The sequence below is a fragment of the Okeanomitos corallinicola TIOX110 genome, from assembly GCF_038050375.1.
Taxonomy (GTDB): domain Bacteria; phylum Cyanobacteriota; class Cyanobacteriia; order Cyanobacteriales; family Nostocaceae; genus Okeanomitos; species Okeanomitos corallinicola.
The window spans coordinates 1108766-1130575 of the sequence record NZ_CP150886.1 but is presented as its reverse complement, the minus strand read 5'-3'; the positions used below and the strand labels follow the sequence as shown (position 1 = coordinate 1130575).

General features: G+C 36.8%; 16 protein-coding genes. 4 read left to right on the top strand and 12 right to left on the bottom strand.

The annotated features are described in order from the left end of the window. Nucleotides 1-8: 8 nt before the first annotated feature. From WJM97_RS04890 to WJM97_RS04875, 4 genes are all read right to left on the bottom strand, one after another. Nucleotides 9-2840, bottom strand: coding sequence for a PAS domain-containing protein (locus WJM97_RS04890; protein WP_353931922.1), 2832 nt, complete (start codon nt 2838-2840; stop codon nt 9-11). A gap of 412 nt (nt 2841-3252) precedes the next feature. Further along, nucleotides 3253-4944, bottom strand: coding sequence for a dihydroxy-acid dehydratase (gene ilvD, locus WJM97_RS04885; RefSeq protein WP_353931921.1), 1692 nt, complete (start codon nt 4942-4944; stop codon nt 3253-3255). A gap of 90 nt (nt 4945-5034) precedes the next feature. Further along, nucleotides 5035-5808 (bottom strand): pentapeptide repeat-containing protein, encoded by a 774-nt coding sequence (locus WJM97_RS04880; protein ID WP_353931920.1) that lies wholly within the window; start codon nt 5806-5808, stop codon nt 5035-5037. Nucleotides 5809-6116: 308 nt separating this feature from the next. Then, on the bottom strand, nt 6117-6290 hold the full coding sequence (locus tag WJM97_RS04875) for a hypothetical protein (protein WP_353931919.1): 174 nt from the start codon (nt 6288-6290) through the stop codon (nt 6117-6119). Nucleotides 6291-6780: 490 nt separating this feature from the next. Here WJM97_RS04875 and WJM97_RS04870 point away from each other — a divergent pair, with 490 nt between their 5' ends. After that, nucleotides 6781-7212 (top strand): CAAD domain-containing protein, encoded by a 432-nt coding sequence (locus tag WJM97_RS04870; RefSeq protein ID WP_353931918.1) that lies wholly within the window; start codon nt 6781-6783, stop codon nt 7210-7212. A 397-nt stretch (nt 7213-7609) separates the two neighbouring features. Next, nucleotides 7610-7996 carry a hypothetical protein gene (locus WJM97_RS04865; RefSeq protein ID WP_353931917.1) on the top strand — a complete coding sequence of 129 codons (387 nt, stop codon included), beginning with the start codon at nt 7610-7612 and terminating at the stop codon, nt 7994-7996. Between the two features lie 15 nt (nt 7997-8011). On the opposite strand, the gene WJM97_RS04860 is transcribed toward WJM97_RS04865, so the two are convergent. Further along, on the bottom strand, nt 8012-8971 hold the full coding sequence (locus WJM97_RS04860; RefSeq protein WP_353931916.1) for a YegS/Rv2252/BmrU family lipid kinase: 960 nt from the start codon (nt 8969-8971) through the stop codon (nt 8012-8014). Between the two features lie 354 nt (nt 8972-9325). Between WJM97_RS04860 and hemC the strand changes: the two genes are divergently transcribed. Both hemC and glgA read left to right on the top strand, forming a co-directional pair. Next, nucleotides 9326-10294 (top strand): hydroxymethylbilane synthase, encoded by a 969-nt coding sequence (gene hemC / locus WJM97_RS04855; protein WP_353931915.1) that lies wholly within the window; start codon nt 9326-9328, stop codon nt 10292-10294. A gap of 124 nt (nt 10295-10418) precedes the next feature. After that, complete coding sequence (gene glgA / locus WJM97_RS04850; protein ID WP_353931914.1) at nt 10419-11855, top strand: glycogen synthase GlgA; 1437 nt, start codon at nt 10419-10421, stop codon at nt 11853-11855. A 45-nt stretch (nt 11856-11900) separates the two neighbouring features. On the opposite strand, the gene WJM97_RS04845 is transcribed toward glgA, so the two are convergent. The 7 genes from WJM97_RS04845 to WJM97_RS04815 form a co-directional block, all read right to left on the bottom strand. Beyond that, entirely contained in the window at nt 11901-13220 is a 1320-nt protein-coding gene (locus tag WJM97_RS04845; RefSeq protein ID WP_353931913.1) for a hypothetical protein, read from the bottom strand. A 1605-nt stretch (nt 13221-14825) separates the two neighbouring features. Beyond that, a complete protein-coding gene (locus WJM97_RS04840; protein ID WP_353931912.1) occupies nt 14826-16043 on the bottom strand; it encodes a calcium-binding protein in 1218 nt (405 codons plus the stop codon). Nucleotides 16044-16156: 113 nt separating this feature from the next. Then, complete coding sequence (locus WJM97_RS04835) at nt 16157-17971, bottom strand: GNAT family N-acetyltransferase (protein WP_353931911.1); 1815 nt, start codon at nt 17969-17971, stop codon at nt 16157-16159. 220 nt (nt 17972-18191) lie between these two features. Further along, nucleotides 18192-18521 (bottom strand): hypothetical protein, encoded by a 330-nt coding sequence (locus tag WJM97_RS04830; RefSeq protein WP_353931910.1) that lies wholly within the window; start codon nt 18519-18521, stop codon nt 18192-18194. Between the two features lie 466 nt (nt 18522-18987). Beyond that, nucleotides 18988-19767: a peptidylprolyl isomerase gene (locus WJM97_RS04825; RefSeq protein WP_353931909.1), complete on the bottom strand. Its 780-nt coding sequence runs from the start codon at nt 19765-19767 to the stop codon at nt 18988-18990. A gap of 133 nt (nt 19768-19900) precedes the next feature. Then, on the bottom strand, nt 19901-20098 hold the full coding sequence (locus WJM97_RS04820) for a hypothetical protein (RefSeq protein WP_353931908.1): 198 nt from the start codon (nt 20096-20098) through the stop codon (nt 19901-19903). Nucleotides 20099-20164: 66 nt separating this feature from the next. Then, a complete protein-coding gene (locus tag WJM97_RS04815) occupies nt 20165-21718 on the bottom strand; it encodes an HlyD family efflux transporter periplasmic adaptor subunit (protein WP_353931907.1) in 1554 nt (517 codons plus the stop codon). Nucleotides 21719-21810: the final 92 nt, after the last annotated feature.

Below are 21810 nucleotides of genomic sequence, written 5' to 3'. Positions count from 1 at the left end.
CTATAAACTTAATTGTGTAAAGTGAAATAAAAACTTGCACTTTCTCCAACAACTCCTTCGGCCCACACATCACCCCCATGACGATTAATTATCCTTTTTACAGTTGCTAAACCAATACCTGTTCCCGGAAATTCTGCTCCTGAATGGAGTCGTTGAAAGGCTTGAAAAAGTTTATGAACATAAGCTTGGTCAAACCCGTCCCCATTATCCCTGATTATGTAGGTTGTATAATCATTATTATCACTTATAGAATCCATTGAATTTAACTCAATAATCGCTTGTTTTTTCTTAGATGTAAATTTCCAAGCATTATTTAGTAAGTTTTCTAGGACAATTCTTAACAAATGGGCATCACCTTGAACCCTTAAATTTTGAGAGATTAACCACTCTACCTGTCGCTGTGGTTCATTTTCACTCAGTTCTTGAGCAATTCCTTGAGCGATCGCACTCAGATTAACGGTAGTAAATTTCATCTCAGAACGGCTAACTCGTGAGAGTTGCAGCATATCATCAATCAATTCTCCCATCCGCTGAGTACCAGCCCTCACTCTATTTAAATAGTGTTTACCACGATCATCTAATTTATCTCCGTAACTTTCTAAAAGTGTCTTACTAAAACCATCTATCCCACGCAAAGGGGCGCGTAGGTCATGGGAAACAGAATAAGAAAATGCTTCTAGTTCCTTATTAGCGGCTGTCAATTCAGCCGTACGCTGCTGTACTCGCTCCTCTAATTGTTCATTAAGTTGTCTAATTTCCAGTTCCGCTTTTTTACGTTCTGTGATTTCCGTACAAGCTCCCACCCATTCCCGAATGGAATCATCATTGTTCATAATTGGTACAGCACGTACCCAAAAATACATATATTCCCCAGCTTTAGATAAAATACGACATTCATTTTCATACAAACAGCGGTTTTCTAGGCTGTGTAACCAAACTTTCTTGGTACGTTCTTGATCATCAGGATGAATACTATTTGTCCAGTTCCAGCCTTGATGTTCAGCAAATCCTTTACCAGTAAAAGCTTCCCAACTTGACTGGGGAGTGACAAATTGTCCTGTGCCATCAGTTGTCCAAATAACTTGGGTAGTAGCTTTAACTAAGGAGCGATATCTTTCTTCACTATATTTCAGAGCAATTTCTGTCAATTTTCGTTCTGTGATATCCGTAGCAACTCCCACATGACGTAGTATTTGCCAATTTTGATCATAAACAGGGAAGACACGACCAGATATCCAGCGAATATCTTCATCAGGACGAATAATGCGATATTCTTCTTTTAAGGGTTTGCCCTGCATTAAACTTTGACAAGCAGATAAGAGATGTTGATAATCATCTTGATGTACAGAATCAATCCAAGAATTAGGATTTTGATAAATATTTTCACGACTTATACCCCAGATTTTTTCGTACCCAGGGCTAATATAAAGCATTTCACTCAGGTCAGCGGAGTTGATATGAAAGATTTCATCAATATTTTCTGCTAATTCCCGGAATTTATTCTCACTTTCTGCTAATGCAGCTTGTGTTTTTTTCAGAGAAGTAATCTCAGTCATAAAACCTTGAATTTTTCTCTCGCCATTAACTAATGTTCCTACACCTGTTTCCAATAACCATTTTTCCTGACCTGATGGAGTTAAAATCCGATATTCTACTTGATAATTAGTATTATTTTTAATAGCTGTATCTATAGCTAATAGAATTTTGGGTATATCGTCTGTAATAATTAAATTTTGAAATTTATAATCTCTATAAGGTTGACATGATTCTTTTTGACAATCATAAAGAATAGGCAAATAACCATCGCTAATACTTTCTATTGACCAATCATCATTATCACTACGATAAAAAACAATTCCTGGTAAGGTATTAATCAGATTTGATAATTGATGACGACTGTCTTCTAAAGCTTCATTAACATTTTCTAGTTGTTGTGTACGCTCATTTACTTTTGTTTCTAAATTTTCATTAGCTGCTTGTAATTCTTGTTGGAGATATTGGTTTTTTTTGTCCATATTATTGATGTATCTAGCATTCCACCAAGCCATTACACCCAAGACAGCAATATTCAAAATAGACAAAAATACAAACCCTATCTCCACAGGTAATATATTCGTTTGATGGGCAAATAAGAATAATCCTGAATTGAAAATAGGAAATATGACAATTAAGGGGATCAGATTACGGGCAATTATCCCCCCCATATAGGAACTCGTGATCTCTTGCATCCAACCATTTTGGCAACTAGCTAGTAAAATTCCTGTACTTAATAACAAGAATGAAACACTTGTGTGTAGTGCCATGGCAGATAATGGTTTTATGTAATAAAAGTCGCTAATTCCAAATACATAACCAACAAATCCTAATAAAGCAATTAAAAAACTAGCACCAGCTAGAAATTGAGCAAGATTAAATTTTCTGTAGTGCAATAAAAGTAAGGAAGAACCTAACCAAAAAAAACAAATAGCTGTGTTTGGTGCCATTCTGCCTGGATTGGAAGTATTCACGGAATTTTCCGAGTCTTTGATCAATAGTTCATCAATTCCTAAGTTAATCTTAAAGCTATATTGAATTAATGTTGTTAAACCCAGTAATAATACGATGAATGCTAAAATTTTAGATAATAATTTGATATTTATTCTATTTTTATGAGAATTATTAATCCATAAATATAAAGATATACCACCCAATAAAAAACCCAGGGCTGTATTAAATTTCATGGTCACAAATTCCGGTAAAATACTCTTCATTACCGGAATATTAAAAATCCATCCTAGTAAAACTATAAAACCAATGAATGTTGTAGCTATAGCTAATTTATGGGAGATGCGATTTACCATATTATTAAATTGGCATGATAAGTATTTGAATTCTCTTAGATCAGGGAAATGGTTACAGTAATTTATTTAATTGCAGCAATTATCACTTTTGAGTAACTAAATCAAGTTTTATTAAACTATACTGAATTAAACTTAGTAATATATCTTTGGTTATATTTAATATCTATCTTGAGATAGATTTTTCAAGAACTGTTAAATTCTTTATGTAAGATAACACACTATATTTTTTGTAAATAGTGATTTGACAAAATCAACATCAAAATTAAAATCAACATCACTGCACATGGGAATTTAGGAATTAGATTTATATCTTTAAATTTAGATTAACTTTTGATTAACCAAAAAATTAGGAGATGAGTTAGTGAATAAACCCACCTCCATTGAAAACAAATGACGATGAAATTAGTGAAAATTAGTTAGCAAACAAATCCAAATCTGTGACAGCACCCACACTACTGGAAGCCACGAGTTTGGCATATTTAGCTAAAACACCTTTTGTATAACGGGGTGCGGGGGGTTGCCATTTAGCCCGACGACTAGCTAATTCTTGCTCTGAAACATTAACCTGTAATAGCCGAGCAGTAGCATCAATAGTTACACTATCACCTTCTTGGACTAGGGCGATATTTCCACCTACAGCAGCTTCTGGGGCGACGTGGCCAACTACCATTCCATAAGTACCACCGGAAAAGCGTCCATCAGTAATTAAACCGACAGAGTCACCTAAACCAGCACCAATTATAGCTGAAGTTGGAGCGAGCATTTCCCGCATTCCTGGGCCACCCTTGGGGCCTTCGTAACGGACAATGATCACATCACCGGCTTTGATTTTTCCTGCTAAAATTGCATCTAAACAGGATTCTTCTGATTCAAATACTCTGGCAGGGCCTGTAATTACAGGGTTTTTCACACCAGTAATTTTAGCAACTGCACCTTCGGTAGCAAGATTGCCTTTGAGGATGGCTAGGTGGCCTTGGGCATACATGGGGTTATGCCAAGGGCGAATCACATCTTGATCTGGACGGGGTTCTGCGGGGATATCAGCTAAAACTTCGGCTACTGTTTGTCCAGAGATGGTGAGACAATCACCATGTAATAAGCCATGAACTAGGAGCATTTTCATGACTTGGGGGATTCCGCCGGCTTTGTGTAGGTCTGTGGCCACATATCTACCACTGGGTTTTAAGTCACAGATGACGGGAACACGGCCACGGATGGTTTCAAAGTCGTCTAATGTCAGTTCTACGCCAGCTGCACGGGCGATCGCTAAAAAGTGTAATACTGCATTGGTAGAACCACCAACGGCCATGATTACAGAAATGGCGTTTTCTATCGCCTTACGGGTGATGATTTGCCGGGGTAATATCTGCTTACGAATAGCTTCTACTAAAACATGGGCTGATTTTTCTGTACTATCAGCTTTTTCTGCATCTTCTGCGGCCATGGTTGAGGAATAGGGTAAACTCATGCCCATCGCTTCAAAGGCTGAAGACATGGTATTAGCTGTAAACATTCCTCCACAAGAACCCGCACCAGGACAGGCGTTACGTTCAACTGCTAAAAGTTCTGCTTCGTCAATTTTACCGGCACTATGTTGGCCTACAGCTTCAAAGGAACTCACAACGGTTAGGTCTTTACCGTCATAATGTCCGGGTTTGATTGTGCCACCATAGACAAAAATAGCAGGAATATTCATGCGGGCGATCGCTAACATTGCCCCTGGCATATTTTTATCACAACCACCGATAGCCAATACCCCATCCATACTTTGACCAGTACAGGCGGTTTCAATGGAATCTGCAATTACTTCTCTGGAAACTAGGGAATATTTCATTCCCTCTGTTCCCATGGAAATACCATCACTAATAGTAATAGTACCGAACATTTGGGGCATAGCTCCGGCATCTTTGACACCGATTTCTGCCCTTTGTGCTAATTTGTTAATCCCCATATTACAAGGGGTGATGGTGCTATAACCGTTAGCGATCCCGACGATAGCTTTGTTAAAATCTTCGTCTTGGAAACCTACAGCCCGTAACATAGCACGGTTAGGCGATCGCTGCACCCCTTGAGTAACTACTTTACTCTTAAAATTTTCTGACATTTATGTTTGTTCCTTCTTTACCATCATCGTCATCACTACGATGTTGTAGATATTTATTCTCTCAAAATTTTGTCACCTGTCACCTATGAGCTAGAAAGGTAGAAACTGTAATAACATTGAACCCAAGCTACCGACAAAGTTCATAAAATTGGGTTTACCTTTGCTGACAGTTTCTGAATGAGGTGTTGTCAGTTCCAGAATAAATGCCTGTGCTGTTTGTATCCCTTCTGCATTTTTTTGTTCTGCAAACAATTTTGCTGCTTGTTGGGCATCTACTATGGCACTTTTTCGGTCTAGTTTTTGGTAACTAGCCACACCACGGGCTAAATATGCACCTGCATATTCTGGTTTGAGGGCGATCGCCTGGCTAAAATAATCAATAGCTGGATCAAGATTGCCTTTTTCTGCTGCTGCTACACCCCAAGCATAAAATTCTTCCGGTTTAGCTATTTGTAAAGGTATACCCACTGCACCTTGGAAGTTAGCCGCATTTAAGTTAGCATTTGTTAATGCTACATTCATTAAATAGCTGTTTCTCAAATCTGCACCCATGAGATTGGCTGAATCTAATTTAGCATTTGTTAAGTTTGCACCGAATAGACTTGCACCCTGTAAATTAGCACCCTGTAAGTTTGCACCACTCAAGTTTGCACGACTCAAGTTTGCACCGCTCAAGTCTGCACCACTCAAGTTTGCACCACTCAAGTCTGCCATCACTAGGCCAGCATTACGAAGATTACAATTTTCACATTGATTATTAGCTAATAACTTTTTGATAGCTTCGTAATTATTTGCAGCTTGTGCAGTTACTGGTAAAGAAATAGTCAGTAAAAATGCTGCTGTAGCAATAATTGGTTTTTTCATATTCTCTGTCATCGGATTTTTGAATTTTAGATTGAACACTAAAGATCAATTTGGGTGGCTTGTATAGCAGGTGACAGGGAACAGGTGACAGGTGACAGAGCTAGAAGTCTTTCAGTGTCTAAGTTTTAGTTCTACTTAATTTCCTAACCGCCTTGTCCATGGCTATACTACCAAGCAATTCTCAGTAACAATATATCTTAATCAAAACTCAATCTTAACTGAATCTATAAAAATTCTATAGAGACATTCTACAGAACATCTCTATACAGGTTTGAAGTTGTACATATTTAATTTTCACCAGATATCCATTATTGTCTATCTGCATCTATTTTTGTTTGGTCGTAATTTTTAACTGAATTAAAAACTATCTGTTGATGGGAAGGTGTTTGCACTATTTTTTGGTTTCCTTCAAACCAGCCTATTTCTGCAAATAAACCAAAACTAAATGTTAAAATAGATGCTAAAAATAGTTTTTCTAACATAAGCGTTACTCCTCATAATCATTCTGCAATAAATCAATAAATAATTTTTGTGTACAATTTATAAATGGTTAACTTAAATATAAGGTAACTGTTGATGTAATCAATTAACTGTAATTTTAATGTTAATAATCATGTGATTAATATCACAACAGTGTTTTTACCTGAATATCCAAACTATCAACTTTAGATTTTAGTTGGTTGGTTTTTGTTAAGATAACCTGTGAATTGTTTAAATATTTGATTAAACTTCACTTTGTTAATGCTTTGGCACCCTGGGAATCAGATCCTCATGGAAATGATCAACGAAATTCACTAAAATTAACTAAGAATTGACTAAGTGTATTACAATTATATTTTACTACCTTATCATACAAAACACTTATCCGGCTAGGTGGCTGAAATATTTTTAACTTGGTATTCTTGATTGAGACTGATATATTCATTTACGTCCACTCACTGATCAACACTGTTGCGTCAAATGGTAAATTCTATGGAAACTCAGCAACCAGACTCAACTCCTTCCGTTCAACCAGAGGATGCTTTCTCCTTGGGAGCAGAAAAAACCGGGAACTTGTCCAAATTTTCCCCTACTAACACATCCAACAGCCAAAGCCAATGGCAGCAAACCTTAAAACAAGTTGTTAGCATCTTAGATCAATTACCGACCTATCTAGGCAGCTTTATTGACAATAACAAGCAAGCTATTTTAAGCATTGTTTTTATTCTGTCTGCTTTAATCACAGTCAAAATATTAGTGGCTGTTCTAGATGCGGTAAATGGTGTACCTTTACTAGCTCCCATTTTTGAAATCATTGGCATATTTTATGCTATTTGGTTTACCATTCGGTATTTGCTTAAATCTGAAAGCCGCAAAGAATTGTCTTTGAAAGTTAGTGCATTCAAGCAACAACTATTAGGGTAAGAACTTTAGATTAATTCACTGCTTTAATGTAGGGTTATAAAGATTTAACCCTGCATTTTTGTATTTTCAAAGTTAAATGTGACACTTTGGTTTTATTGTTAAAGTTAAGAGCCTTAAACCTGAATATTACTGAGGTTAGCGATGATCTAACAAGGCTGTTGGCGAAACTGCAAAATAGGAAAATAGTAAAGTCTTTAACCTAGTGTTATGTAAGCGATTAGCTTATTTAGTATAAATATTATCACAAATCTGACCATTAGAGAATGTATCTTTAGGTAGAAAATATTCACAAATATTGAATCTTTATGCACTACCTGAGATAGTATTTTGAGCATTAAGAATAAGGTATTCTAGTCTTCGTAGTGCTGAACAGCGTCATTCTCAGAGGACTAAATATATGAATAAGAAACTAAATCAAAATGCAGCAGATTCTAGCCAAAGAGTTGCCAAAAATAGTTATGATCGGGGAATCATTCCCGCAGAGACAGCAGCAAGAATGGAGAGAGAACAGGAAAATTATAAACAAATTCCCTCTGAAGAAGACATCTCCAATGCAGCCACGGATGATCAAACAGGTACTTACAGTATTCGCACTACAGATGGTTATACTGTAGACCAAGAAGGTTTGTTAAATAACTATCCAGTTGAACCAGAAATGTATTATGAAACCCGTGGTGATGCCGCAGAAAATTTGATGGCAGACAAAGCAGAACGCTTACAGGAACTAAAGGAAGTAAATAAAAATACAGAAGGTGAACGTGGTAAAGGAACTGGAATCATTTAGTCATTTATTCACTAATCAGTCTTTTGTTTCCACAGTTAAATTAGGCAAGCCTGTCAATTTTTCTGATGGAACTTCTTCTTTAACAAAGGGAACAAAAACTTTTAAACTTGCGGGGATACATTTAATTTCCACGGGAGTTTTCCCCACTATTTCTCCATCTACCACAACTTTTTGTGGTGGTTCTGTTGTAATTTTGAACTGTTTGGCTCGCAAGTAGCCAATGTCATCTCGTTCCACCGGTGTACCAGAAGAAGCTGTTTGAAATAAATGTAATGTGGCAGCGATCGCAGCAGTTTTACTTTCAGGAGCGACAATTGTTAAATCCAATAATCCATCATCATAAATAACTCCCGCTGGCCCATGAGCTAAAACAGAAGTAGATGGTGCAGCATTAGCAACTGTGACAGCTGATGCACGGGTTCTAATAATGTTATCTTCTGTTTCAATCTCTACATCAAATTTTTCGAGGTTTTGTAGTTCTTGAATCCCAGCCAGAATATATGCCATCATTCCAAACCGGTTTTTAGCGTCTCTATCTGCTTTCTCTACAGTTTCCGCTTCAAAGCCAATACCCGCTAATAATACCATTGGCTGATCATTGCAATAGCCTATATCTATAGTATGGGTCTGATTTTTTAAAATTGTCTGACAAGCTGCCTCAATGGTATCAGGAATATTTAAAGCAGCGGCAAAAGCATTTGCTGTTCCTCGTGAAATAATGCCAAAGGGAATATGTGTATTCACTACTGCTCCTGCTGCTGCGGATAATGTTCCATCTCCACCACAGGCAATTATTGCTTCTGCACCGCGTTCAACTGCCGCTTTTGCAAGTTCTTTAGCACTAATCTCTTTGGTAGTGAAATGAATATCTAAACCAATTTCTGGTTCTAAAATTGACTTAATTAGTGCTAATTCTGATTCTGAATCACCTTGACCAGCCACGGGGTTGAAAATTAAGCAAGCGGAACGAATCATATAGATGAAATGATGATTTTAAATATTACACTAAATTACTCTTATAGCATTTTTATGTGAAACTGTTTTATTGATAAACTTGCCAATCACTAGAGACATATTACCAGTATTAATTGTCATTATATATAATAGTAAAAAGACATTATATTATAAGTAAATAAATACAAAGTCAATATATAAAAATATACTCAATATCAATGATAATCATAATTTTTATATTTAAGCTGTCTTTAAATTACTGTTGACTGAGAGAAATATGAACAAATGTAAAGAATTTTGTTCAATCCGGTGAGTCACTTGCTGCGGTAGTCTAGATCAATGTGAATTTATCGCCTGGTTTGACAAAATTATTTTATGACATCAGTTTCTAGCCCTGCTCGTACTATTCGTATTGGTTCACGTAAAAGCCAACTAGCTCTAGTTCAGACTTACTGGGTAAAAGAGCAACTTCAGAAAAGTTATCCTGACATCAATTTTGAAGTTCATACCATGTCTACTCAAGGTGACAAAATCCTGGATGTAGCATTGGCGAAAATTGGTGATAAAGGATTATTTACCAAAGAACTAGAATTGGGAATGATCAATCAAGAGGTTGACTTTGCTGTTCATTCTCTCAAGGATCTGCCAACTAACTTACCAGAGGGTTTGACATTAGCCACAATTACCGAAAGAGAAAACCCAGCTGATGCGGTGGTATTCCATGAAAAATACAAAGGACAAACTCTGGAAACTCTGCCAGAAGGAGCGGTAATTGGTACTTCTTCCCTGCGGAGATTGGCACAACTGCGGCACAAATTCCCCCATTTTAACTTTAAAGATGTGCGCGGAAATTTGAACACACGTATGGCTAAGTTAGATGCAGGTGAATATGACGCTTTGATTTTAGCAGTAGCTGGTTTAGAGAGATTAGGAATGGGCGATCGCATCCACCAAATTTTATCAGCAGAAGTTTCCCTTCATGCTGTTGGCCAGGGAGCTTTAGGGATTGAATGCCGTGCTGATGATGCCGAATTAATTACCATTCTCAAAGCCATTGAACACACCCAAACCCGCGATCGCTGTTTAGCAGAACGCTCTTTCCTCCGCTCTTTAGAAGGTGGTTGTCAAGTTCCCATTGGTGTAAACACAGAAATCAGTGGTGATAACTTAACCCTCACAGGTATTGTCGCTAGTGTAGATGGTCAACAAATGGTAAAAAACACTGTTACTGGTTTAGCCAAAGATGCGGAAAAACTGGGAATAGAACTAGCAACTAACTTGCGTCAACAAGGAGCTACGGAAATATTAGAAAAAATATTTACCGAAATTCAACGCGGTTCATAAGGTGATAGTTTACAGGTAATAGGTGATAGGTGATAGGGTACAGGTGACAGGTGACAGATAAATTTTCATCAATTACCAATTACCAGTCACCAATCACTAACGACCTCTAAGAAAAAAAATTATCATGCGAATTTTATTTGTTGCTGCCGAAGCTGCACCCATTGCCAAAGTCGGAGGAATGGGTGATGTTGTGGGTGCATTACCTAAAGTCCTCAGAGAAATGGGACATGATGTGCGAATTTTCCTACCTTATTACGGCTTTCTTCCCGATAAAATGGAAGTTCCTGAAGAGCCTGTTTGGAAAGGGGCTGCCATGTTTCAGGAATTTTCAGTTTATGAAAGTGTTCTCCCAAAAACTGATGTTCCCTTGTACCTATTTGGACATCCGGCTTTTCTGAACCGCCGTATTTATGGTGGGGAGGACGAAGACTGGCGGTTTACATTATTCGCTAATGGTGCGGCAGAATTTGCTTGGAATTACTGGAAACCAGAAATTATCCACTGTCACGACTGGCATACAGGCATGATTCCAGTGTGGATGCACCAAGATCCAGATATTATGACTGTGTTCACAATTCATAACTTGGCATATCAAGGGCCTTGGGAGTGGTATTTACGGAAAATTACTTGGTGTCCTTGGTATATGCAGGGACATAATACGATGGCAGCTGCGGTGCAGTTTGCTGATCGGGTGAATACAGTTTCTCCCACCTATGCAGAACAAATAAAAACCCCTGCTTATGGTGAAGAGATTGAAGGTTTATTATCTTTTATTAGCAGCAAGTTATCAGGGATTATCAATGGTATAGATACAGATGTTTATAATCCCACAACTGATAAATACATTCATCAAACTTTCAGCACTGATACTTTAGATCAACGCAAAGCTAATAAAATTGCCTTGCAGGAAGAAATGGGGTTAGAAGTTAACTCTGGTGCTTTCTTAATTGGGATGGTAAGTAGGTTAGTAGAACAAAAGGGTCTGGATTTGGTTTTGCAGATTCTTGACCGCTTTATGGCTTATACAGATGCTCAATTTGTGTTGTTGGGAACAGGCGATCGCTACTACGAAACCCAAATGTGGCAGTTAGCATCCCGTTATCCCGGCAGAATGGCCACCTACCTCCTTTATAATGACGCTCTTTCCCGTCGCATCTATGCTGGAACTGATGCGTTTTTAATGCCTAGCCGTTTTGAACCTTGTGGTATTAGTCAGATGATGGCTTTACGTTATGGTTCTATTCCTATTGTTCGCCGTACAGGGGGATTAGTAGATACTGTCACCCACCATGATCCAGTTAATGCCGCAGGTACAGGTTATTGCTTTGATCGTTATGAACCTTTAGACCTATTTACCTGTATGATCAGAGCCTGGGAAGGTTTCCGTTTTAAACCCCAATGGCAAGAATTACAAAAACGGGGTATGACTGAAAACTTCAGTTGGTTGGAATCTGCTAAACAGTACGATGGTCTTTATCGTTCCATGTATGGTTTACCAGCACAGGAAGAAGCTATAGAAACTTCAGAATTAGCTGTAAATGAAGCTACAGGTAAATCCTAATTAATTATTTATGGAGACGTTCCATGGAACGTCTCTACGAGGGTTTTAGAAACCTAAAAAAGGATCTAAATTTAGAGTTAAAGTGCTGTTGGCAAAATTGAATTGTTCAAATCCAGTAGTAATCATGGTGATGCCATCTAGCTCAAAAATTACCCGATTGTCATTAGTGCCTAGACTACTAATGCTAAAGTCTTGGATGTTGTAAGCACCAAAATTGAATATATCGAAACCTTTACCACCATCTACTTTGGCGTTACCAAAACCAGAAACAACGTCGTTTCCCTTTCCCATTTTGATATTGACACCACCGCCAAAACTGGATGCTTCTAAACTATCGTCTCCATCACCCATATCAATATAACCGCCAAAGATGCCGAAAGATTCGCTACCAGTGGCATTGGCAATGATGGTATCATCTCCCTTGCCAGTGAAAATTCTACCTTTGGTGTTGTCAATGGCGATCGCTGTGTTATCAGCTTCAGCAATAGCTTTTATTTTATCATCACCTGTTCCTGTATTGATCAAGCCTTTAGTGTTATCCATGGCGATCGCTATATCGTCAACCTGAGCAATAGCATTAAAGATAGTCTGAGCCAAAGCTTGGTTTTCGTCATTAGCACTAGCAAAAGCACTAGCATCAGCATTAGCAACAGTAGCAGTATCAGAGATGGCTTTAGCAATGATAGTATCATGACCGCTGCCAGTGGTAATTTTGCCTTTTGTGTTATTGATACCTCTAGCGATGATATCTGCCTGAGCTAAACTGATAGCTATTGCTTCTGCAAAGGCTGTCAAATTTTCTGGCATATCAGTATTAACTATAGCCGAGGCATCTGCATAAGCTGTGGCAATTGCGGAAATAAAACCATCAGCAAAACCATAAATATAATCGCTATCATGACCAGTGTGAATTTCACCACCGGAATTATCAATCCCATCGGTAGTAGTATTCAATTCAATAGATGCAAAAACATTGGTAATAGCGGCAGTATCTACAGTTTCAACTAGGGCTATGGCTTGAGATACAGTATTTGCAGTAGCAGATAGGTTAGTTTTGGCAATTCCAACTATTTTATCTGCTCCATTACCTGTATTGATAATACCTTTGTTTTTAATCCCATCAATATTAATACTAGTCCTGCCCATAAATTCAGCAGAGATGATGGTAGAATCCAAATCTTCGGGTGCAATATCTACAGATAACCCAACACCAAGATCACTAGAAACTTGTGTTTGACCAATGATCCAATCATTACCATTTAAGGTGTTGGCAGTGGAGTCTTTGGGATTAAAAATTCCATTATTTGATTTGACTTTATCAGTTCTGTTGGTAAATTTAGCCCGGTTTAAATTTAAAAATCGCATCAAATTTTCCTTGTAATTGAGAACTTCATGAAAATTAGGCAAACATTATTGACACATACAGCCTAAAATGGCTTGATGAGCAATAACAAACTAGCTATAATTCAGGTAGATATAGTTGAGGTAGATATAGTAGTCAGAAATATTTAATACCCAAGCAAAATTTGAGGTTTTTTCTGACTAAAAACCGCCATATCTGCAACGTACAAATTACATAAACAACAAATTGAACATAGCCAGTTTTTCTCATCCTGATCAAGAATCAGTAAAGAATTTGAAGACTTATTTGGAGTTTTATAACCTCATGCTAAAGTATAGAATCATAAGTGCATAAAACCAAAATTCAATACCTCATTAGGCAGATTTTATCTGGGAAGTGATATTGGAAATCATCTTTAATTCAAATATAAAAAAACTCCCTCCATACAACTGCATTAAAACTAGGTGTTTACTCTGCTGCATGATAAACTATCACTAATTTATGAGTTATCGTAGTCAAATTGGCAAAATTAATGTAGTTTATGAAATTAGTAAAAATTAAAAGTTGTGATCGTCATTGACTTTATTCAGGCTATATAATTTCCTCTATCAATGTGCTGATATTTCTTCTTTAAATAGTGCTAATCATTACCAGAAATAGATTTTAATTAATCAATATAATCTTTACTAAATAATATTTTCAAAAAAATACTTTTATTACTATCACTATGATTGTTGCTAGGTGACTTGACAATAATTTATCCTTTAGCTAGGATATTTTTATCGCGTTGATACTACCTGTTTAACCATAACTCGATAGCAATTCATGGTCACTCTGGTTGTGATGGTTGATTGGATAAATTAAACAAATCAGAGTAAGGGTAAAGAAGAAAGAGAATAATGATTGTCTAACTTCCTTACTTAAGACTCGATGAATTAGAAAAAAGTGGGAATTTCTCCCGGTAATCACTAACTTTATTTTGGGAATCTTTGGTGGGCAATTTAAAATAATTGTCCACTTATTTTATTTTTTTATATTAATTATGCTAGAAAATCAAGTTCTTTGACTTTTTCAGCAAGCACTCTCTAATATATTTGGGTGTTTTTGGACTGTATATTAATAATATCTCACCATTGAAAAACAAGACAAAAAATAGCTCTATCCCGTTTTTCAAACGATTAAAAAAAGAGTTTATACCTGATTTTATAACGGATGAATCTGATAATAATCTTGATACAGAATTGGGATTAAAAAAATAAAAGCTTTTAGCTCTGTCAGCTATCACCTGCTATATGTGAAAACTGCTGCAATAATTTTGTAGTAAGGTGGAACTGCTCACCTTACAAGATAATTTAGTCAGTTTCTTTCACGGTAGCCAAAGATTTTCACTCTTTAGTAAGGAGTCAGGAAAAAGGAAGAAGAAAATTTGTCTCTTTGACTATTTCCTGTTTCCTGCTATGCTGCTGTGCATTTAACTTGTATAAGTCTAGCGTCTAGCGGTCAAGACTTTAACAAGCTCAGTCCAAGGATGCCCACACTACAAGCAAGACTTCACTATTTTAGGATTATAAAATTTAGCTGGGTAATAGCTCATATTCCACATTCGGTATCCTGAATCCTGAGAATCTTTATAGAAGGATAAAATCAGAAGCATCGAGATTGGTGACACCTACTACCTGCCCAATGATTTCAGTACCACCATTCACGAAAATTAATGTATTGCCAGATAACAAGGTAGTATCTAGACTTAGCCCTAGTGAAATGTTCACCTGAATTTTATCAATACCCTTCTCGAAGTCAGAAATAATCGCGCGATCATTTAAGCCCAAAGTGCCAGCACCACCAGCATAAAAAATACTATTCTCTGTTCCCAGCACAAACACGTCCGAATCACCATCTCTGAGTGTTCCCAAACCATTGATGATGACACCACCTCTTAATAAATCTATCTCACCTGCTTGAGTACCGCCACCAAAGAGGGTGTCATTGCCGAAACCGCCGACAAGAGTATCATTCCCTTCATTTCCGAATAACTCGTCGTTACCGTTTAAGTCTCTCAGAGCTAACCCGAAAGGATTCGATCCCGCAGGTCTGTTATCCCCTCCATCAATAACATCATCACCAAGACCCCCTCTGATGGTGTCACTACCACCGCCACCATAGACAGTGTCATTTCCTGCACCTGCAAGGATATCGTCATTACCGTCAGGGCCTAACACCCTATTCCAGATGTCTCCATAAATTACATCGTCACCATCTGAAGTTGTAATAAAGTCATTACCACCTTCTCCGGCAATAGTGTCATTACCAAGACCTCCTAGTATGTCATCATCACCAGAACCTGCCAAAATTAAGTCATCACCAATGCCCCCATCAAGCAGGTCATTATCTGCACCTCCATCAAGGATATCATCACCAAAACCACCGAGAAGTAGGTCATCTCCTGCACCGCCAACAAGAGTATCGCCACCAATAAACTCTCTAGTTATAGGATCTCGACTATTACTACCTCCAAGAAGGGTATCATTGCCACTACCCCCAATTAGAAGATCGTCATCATTTCCGCCATCAAGAAGGTCATTACCACCTCCCCCCACAATACTATCGTTGCCATCGCCGCCAAAAAGTTGATCGTCACCATCATCAGCGGCTTCAGCAGACTCCTGACCAGTCTGGGGGTTAACTGGTTGGTCTCCTGAGATGATGTCATCTCCATCGTCTCCTCTGATCAGGTCTGCTCCACCCAATCCCGTCAAAATGTCATTTCCAGCACGACCTAAAATAGTGTCAGCACCAATAGTACCCAGGAGGTTATCATTTCCGTTGGTTCCTCTTCTAAAAGCCATCTGATTTATCTCCTACAATTTTAAAGATTACAAAAAGTGGACGTTATGAGGGTGGTTTTGTATTGAAATGAGTTTTAAAACAATCTATTCATCTATGCCTGTGTAAAACTCGTTTAAGCTTTTACGTCCGGGGCATAATGGGGATTGGATTCCAGGACTTTTTCATAGCAAGCGATCGCTTCTTTTAACTCACCTTGTGTTTGTAGAGCTACACATTGGTCATAATTAGCATTTGTGCTTTGTGTGGATCCTAAAAGCAAAATTGCCTGTTGATAGTAAGCTACCGCAGTTGACAAATCTCCTGCTTTTTTGCGACTAAAACCCAATTTTTGATTTAACTTCCCACAATGAATTTGTTGATCTGAGGAAAGTTTTCCTTGAGTATGAAGTAGATTACCTAAATTGACATAGGCTTCAAGGCAGTTTGGCTGCACATTTAGAGCATTTTGATAGCAACTAACTGCCTGATCAAATTTACTTTGTTGTTGCAAAGTATAGCCAAGGTTGTTGTAAATAGAAGCTGAATCTGGTTGCAAGGTAATGGCTTTTTTATAAGCCGACTCTGCTTGTTGAAATTGAGTTTGAGCTTGATATAAGTTGCCTAAACTAAACCAAGTTTTAGCAGATTCTGGTTGAAATTGCAAGATTGTATTCAAGAACTTTTCAGCTTCTTGAAAATTACCTTTCTGCCGAGCTATTAAACTCATCCCATATAATGCATCTGGATAATTATTTTGTACTTTGAGAACGTAAGAATAACACTTTTCAGCTTCCTTTAAGCTATTGGACTGATGATATTGAACTGCAAACTGAAGGGCTGTTGAAATGCCTTTCAAACCAGAATTTATTTGTTGAGAATTTACATTTTTGCGCTTGAGTAGTATGTGTTTGATCAAGCGTGTTTCGGGAGCAAAAGAAAATTTATAATCCTCATCCCCTCTCAGAAAATCGTAAATCTTAAATCCATTTTGAATAGCATATCGAATACTATAGGTATGGAGGACAATCCCTGGGGGAGGATTATTCACTGTATCATCACGACCAGCTATATAAAACAAAAAACTTTTTTTATTAGCATCAATAAAATTAGCTATGGCTGCTAGAGGAACATCTCCTTGCCATAAAACAGGAAGATATAGGCAATTATGATGGAAACAACGACGTAACATATGATTGATGAACTTGAGAAATAATTCCGTTGCTTCCTCTCCCTTGCGGTTTCTCCATCGAAATTGCCATAAATCTAACAGTATCTGAAGATGTTGTTCCAGATTATCTGCATTGACATGGGTAATCTTGAATTCATCTGAGTTATCAATCTTCCTGAGAAAACGTCTGAATTTTTGGCGAGTATTTGCACTCAAATAATTTTGCAGATACTGCTCCCAATCTTCAGGCAAAGGAATGTAAGGACAACAATAATTATTAGTATTATCTTGCTTATTTTGAAAATGATATTGATATATTTCAAAATCATTATTAGCAAGAGTTTTAGCAAGCAGAAGCATCCGCTGATCTGTTTCTAAAATATTTTTGAAATGAAAATTAGACCATTCTAACCATTCTAAATTTTCTTGTATATAAGTTGCAAAAGCATGAATTGTCTCTTCTTCATATTCCGGCAGACAAATCAATCCTGTATAATCTGCCATGCTATTACCACCCATGTACAATTCATCGCAAACTTTATCCCCATCCTCTTGATTCGTTTTCATTCTCAAAGGGAAAAAAGCAGCATAGGATGAATTATGATCGGGTTTAGCAGCTAACACGAACCATGAATCGCCTTTCCCTTTAATCTGAAACCATTCATAGAACCAAATCCAGGATAAGAAAAATTGAGCCTGGGGATCAGCTTCGTAAATAGCTTCCCAATCGGTTCTAAGTTGTTGAAATTTTTCTAAGTTGTTAATTAGACTAACTTGCATAATAATTAACCATATTTGCAAATTTTTTTAATTAATCTGTCTGCATTTACAAAACTCATAACTTTCATATTTAAACACATAACTTTTTTGCAGACTAGCTATGGGTTTTTAGATAAAGCCTGCCTAATTACTAGTATTAAGCAGGCTCAACATTATAAACTTCGCGAAGATTCATTTGTTGTCACCCTTTTTTGGGTAACAATTATTTTTTGGTTGCTGATTAGTTAACAGCAGATATCATGGAACCGGTAACGCTGGATAGCTTATTCTCAACTGCTAGTACAGCCACATCTACTTCTGCAAGAGTATCCTTACCGATAGCTTCAACGTCAAAAGTGAGAGTAGCAATGTTTCCTTTAATGTCTGCATCAGAGTCAATCTTGATATCAGCATTATAGTTTTTCTTGAAGTCAATTTCTGTATCGAATTTGATTTCTGTCTCAACTTCGATATCTAACTCTTTCTCGTAGCTAAAACCAGGTGTGTAGCCCCAGCCACCAACAACTTCTTCAGTAGCGATTTCTAAGTAGTTTAGATCGTTGATAATCATTGTTTTTCTCCTGATAAACTAATCTTTATTTGGGATTTTTTTGTGAGCATTTTTTTCTTTCCTGCTCACATTTCTAATATAGATTCAGTCATTTAAAAAGTCAACACTTTTTCTGATTTTTATTGACAAAAAACAAATTATATATTTCGGAAAAATTAGATTAAATAATAATACAAGTACACCATTTTATAAACAGCAAAAAATGGCAGTAAAAATTAATTTTATTACTGCCAGCTATTAAGTTAATACTTAATTTTTATTGTTTAGATAGCTTATTTATCCTTGCTATACAAAGATTTCAGGATCATAAGATTATTTTTTTATATTACTATCTCATAAATTTAGCCTGTTAATAAATATTTTGTTAGATTCAAAATAATCATCTTTTTTGATAAATCAAGAGATGATCAATTGCACGAAATACTGCTAATTTAAACAGCTAATTTACACTTTTTTATTAACTGCATCAAGCCTGGCTTAACAGTTCATCTTGTGGTTGAATTGCCTCCACATCTAACTGAGTTGCTATGTTTAAAAAATCAACTTCTTTTTTTAACCACTCAGCAAACAATTCATTTATGATTTTCTCCCGTAACTGTTTATCTAATTGTGGTTGAATAACTTCCTCAACCCAAACTAAATACACACCTTTGGGTGTCGTAATTGGCTTGAGAATCCCTGGAGGAGAACTTGCAAATACAGCCGCTGCAATCTCTGGTCGCAAATCTTTATGATATTGAACTCCTTGATATCCATAAGCACGACGAAGTTCTGGTTCTTGGATATATAAACGGGCTATTTCTGGAAATGTAATTTCTTCTTCTTGTAGGGCATAAAACATTTCTAAAGCCACGTCTATATGATCAAAAACAACTTGATAAATGACAGCAGTAGAATAATCTAACTTATGTTCATAAAAGAACTTTTCTACCTCAGATGAAAATAAATGATTCGCTAACTTCCTAGAAAGAACATTATTCTCAACAATTTCCTCAAAGTCTTTCACAGATAAATGGTGTTTTTTTAACCATGTCCATGTATCTTGAGCTTTAAAGAGTTTTTTTTCTAAACGTAGTTTATCTCCTTCTTCCTGAAGTTCTGCTTCGTTAACTTCAATACCTGCTGCTTGTGCTGCTTCGGCAATAATTTTTTGAGATGCTATTGCTTGCAATACATCAGGAATTTGGCATGAGAGTTTAATATTGTGAATGATATTGGAGTCGGTAATAGCGAGAATTTGGGACATGGTGTAATCTCTCCATAGACTATTCCTGAACTAGAAATTAGATCAAACTAAGTAAAAACATTAATTACATTATTTCCTTATTAAAACCCCACTTTACAGCAGGGTCTAGGTCACTTTGGTAGTAACAATGGTACTATGCAGATGCAGATGTATTTGATAATTCCTTATCAATTCTTTCTGCTAGTTTGTAAGCCATTGATGGCGGATTTCGATAGTTGCTGGCAGTTTTTCTAAATGCCCATCGTCTGGCTTCAGCTTCTGAGACTCCAAACTGTGCGGCTAAGTCCTGGTAAGACCAGCCATATTTTCTCATCAATTCAATGGGGTGCATATAATAATTTTGCTCTTGATGTAGCGGTAGAATTTATTAATTGGGTAAATATTTAGCTCTATTTAATTAAAGTTCTAAACCGTTTTTTTGCAGTTTTTTAAAGGGGTCTAAAACAAAATCAATGATGCGTCTTTGACGAATGATAACCTCAGCAGTTGCTGTCTGACCAGCAGTTAAGATAATACGTTTATTGCCATTTTGAATATATTGTTGTTCTAAGGTGATTTCTAACTCATAAATGCCAATGTTACCTTGAGGTGTTTGGTTAACTTTCGCGTCAGGAGATATCCACGTAACTTGACCTGGAACTATGCCATATTCTTGGAAGGGATAGGCATCAAATTTAACTTTAACTGGCATTCCTAACTTCAAAAAGCCACTGTCTTGGCTAGGCATTTGGGCTTTAAGAATCAAGTTGGCATTTTTTGGTGCTATTTGGGCAATCCTTTGACCAGATTGGATTACAGCACCTGGTTTCGTGATGGGTAATTCAAAAATTATGCCATTAATAGGCGATCGCACTATACGCTGTTGTAATTGGATATTTATGGATGTAATTTGGCTTTTAGTTTGGGCAATTTGTGATTGTAATGTAGTAATTTGTGTTTCTATATCTTTGAGTTGTTCTTGAGTTTTAAGAATTGCCAGTTTACCAGCTTGTACTGAACTTTGATAACTATTTTCTGCTTCTTGCAGTTGTAGTTTTGCTTGTTCAATATCAGCTTGCAATTGATTCACTGTTGTTTGATAACGGCTTTGTTCTTCAGTTAAGCGAAATTTGGTTTGTTCAATGTCAGATTTTGTCTTTTCATAAACTCGTTTACTTTCTTGTTCTTGTTTGATCAGTTCATCAATTTGAGTTGCAGAGACAGCACCATCTTTGAGTAAATTACTAAACCGTTTAACTTGCTTAGAATCTATATCCAAACGAACTTGAGCCGATTTATTGTCATTCTGGGAAGTGTTAATTTGTTGCTTTACTTGATTTACTAATGATTGTTTTTCCAACCTTTGTAGATTATAAACCCCTTGTTTAATCTCCAGATTTTGTTGAGCCTGATTAACTTGGGAGAGTTTTTCCAAAGCTTGGGATTGATTTTGTTGTTCCTGAGTATTGAGAGTTAACTGGATTTGATTTTTGAGTAAATTCAATTGTGCTTTCTGATTAAGTAGTCCAGATAATTTCACCTCTATTTGCTGAAGTTCTGTCTGCAAAACATCAGAATTAAGTTCTAGTAAAATCTGTCCTGTTTCAACAAGATCACCTTCTTTAACCTTGACAAAAGTTACACTGCCACTAGCTTGGGAGTCCAATTTTTGAGTTGAACCTTGAGGTTCTATTCTTCCTTTGGCAGTTCCTGTTTCATCTACTTTAGATAATGTAGCCCAAGGTATACCAATAATAGTAAATCCTATTAGCACATACAAAATCCCATGACTCCACAATTTAGGTAAGGCATCTAATAAATCTTTTGTAGCATAGTGTAAATCGTCGTTACAATCTTCTGGAGTCTGCTGGTTTCTCTCAATATTTATATCAGTGTTTTGATCGTTTTTGAGATATTCATTATCTTTATCTTTTGTCAGTGCGGATGAAGAATTGAGAGATGGATATGGCATAATTCTATTTTCCTAATCCCTAGTATACTGCGGCGCAGATAAGCCACCAATTTCAAAAGTCTCAGTCAGTATTCAGCTAATGCCTAACGGCA

Bases quoted from the DNA above. Each gene is read 5' to 3' on its own strand.
- WJM97_RS04890 (WP_353931922.1), bottom strand. From the start codon at position 2,840: ATGGTAAATCGCATCTCCCATAAATTAGCTATAGCTACAACATTCATT.
- ilvD (WP_353931921.1), bottom strand. From the start codon at position 4,944: ATGTCAGAAAATTTTAAGAGTAAAGTAGTTACTCAAGGGGTGCAGCGA.
- WJM97_RS04880 (WP_353931920.1), bottom strand. From the start codon at position 5,808: ATGAAAAAACCAATTATTGCTACAGCAGCATTTTTACTGACTATTTCT.
- WJM97_RS04875 (WP_353931919.1), bottom strand. From the start codon at position 6,290: ATGTTAGAAAAACTATTTTTAGCATCTATTTTAACATTTAGTTTTGGT.
- WJM97_RS04870 (WP_353931918.1), top strand. From the start codon at position 6,781: ATGGAAACTCAGCAACCAGACTCAACTCCTTCCGTTCAACCAGAGGAT.
- WJM97_RS04865 (WP_353931917.1), top strand. From the start codon at position 7,610: ATGAATAAGAAACTAAATCAAAATGCAGCAGATTCTAGCCAAAGAGTT.
- WJM97_RS04860 (WP_353931916.1), bottom strand. From the start codon at position 8,971: ATGATTCGTTCCGCTTGCTTAATTTTCAACCCCGTGGCTGGTCAAGGT.
- hemC (WP_353931915.1), top strand. From the start codon at position 9,326: ATGACATCAGTTTCTAGCCCTGCTCGTACTATTCGTATTGGTTCACGT.
- glgA (WP_353931914.1), top strand. From the start codon at position 10,419: ATGCGAATTTTATTTGTTGCTGCCGAAGCTGCACCCATTGCCAAAGTC.
- WJM97_RS04845 (WP_353931913.1), bottom strand. From the start codon at position 13,220: ATGCGATTTTTAAATTTAAACCGGGCTAAATTTACCAACAGAACTGAT.
- WJM97_RS04840 (WP_353931912.1), bottom strand. From the start codon at position 16,043: ATGGCTTTTAGAAGAGGAACCAACGGAAATGATAACCTCCTGGGTACT.
- WJM97_RS04835 (WP_353931911.1), bottom strand. From the start codon at position 17,971: ATGCAAGTTAGTCTAATTAACAACTTAGAAAAATTTCAACAACTTAGA.
- WJM97_RS04830 (WP_353931910.1), bottom strand. From the start codon at position 18,521: ATGATTATCAACGATCTAAACTACTTAGAAATCGCTACTGAAGAAGTT.
- WJM97_RS04825 (WP_353931909.1), bottom strand. From the start codon at position 19,767: ATGTCCCAAATTCTCGCTATTACCGACTCCAATATCATTCACAATATT.
- WJM97_RS04820 (WP_353931908.1), bottom strand. From the start codon at position 20,098: ATGCACCCCATTGAATTGATGAGAAAATATGGCTGGTCTTACCAGGAC.
- WJM97_RS04815 (WP_353931907.1), bottom strand. From the start codon at position 21,718: ATGCCATATCCATCTCTCAATTCTTCATCCGCACTGACAAAAGATAAA.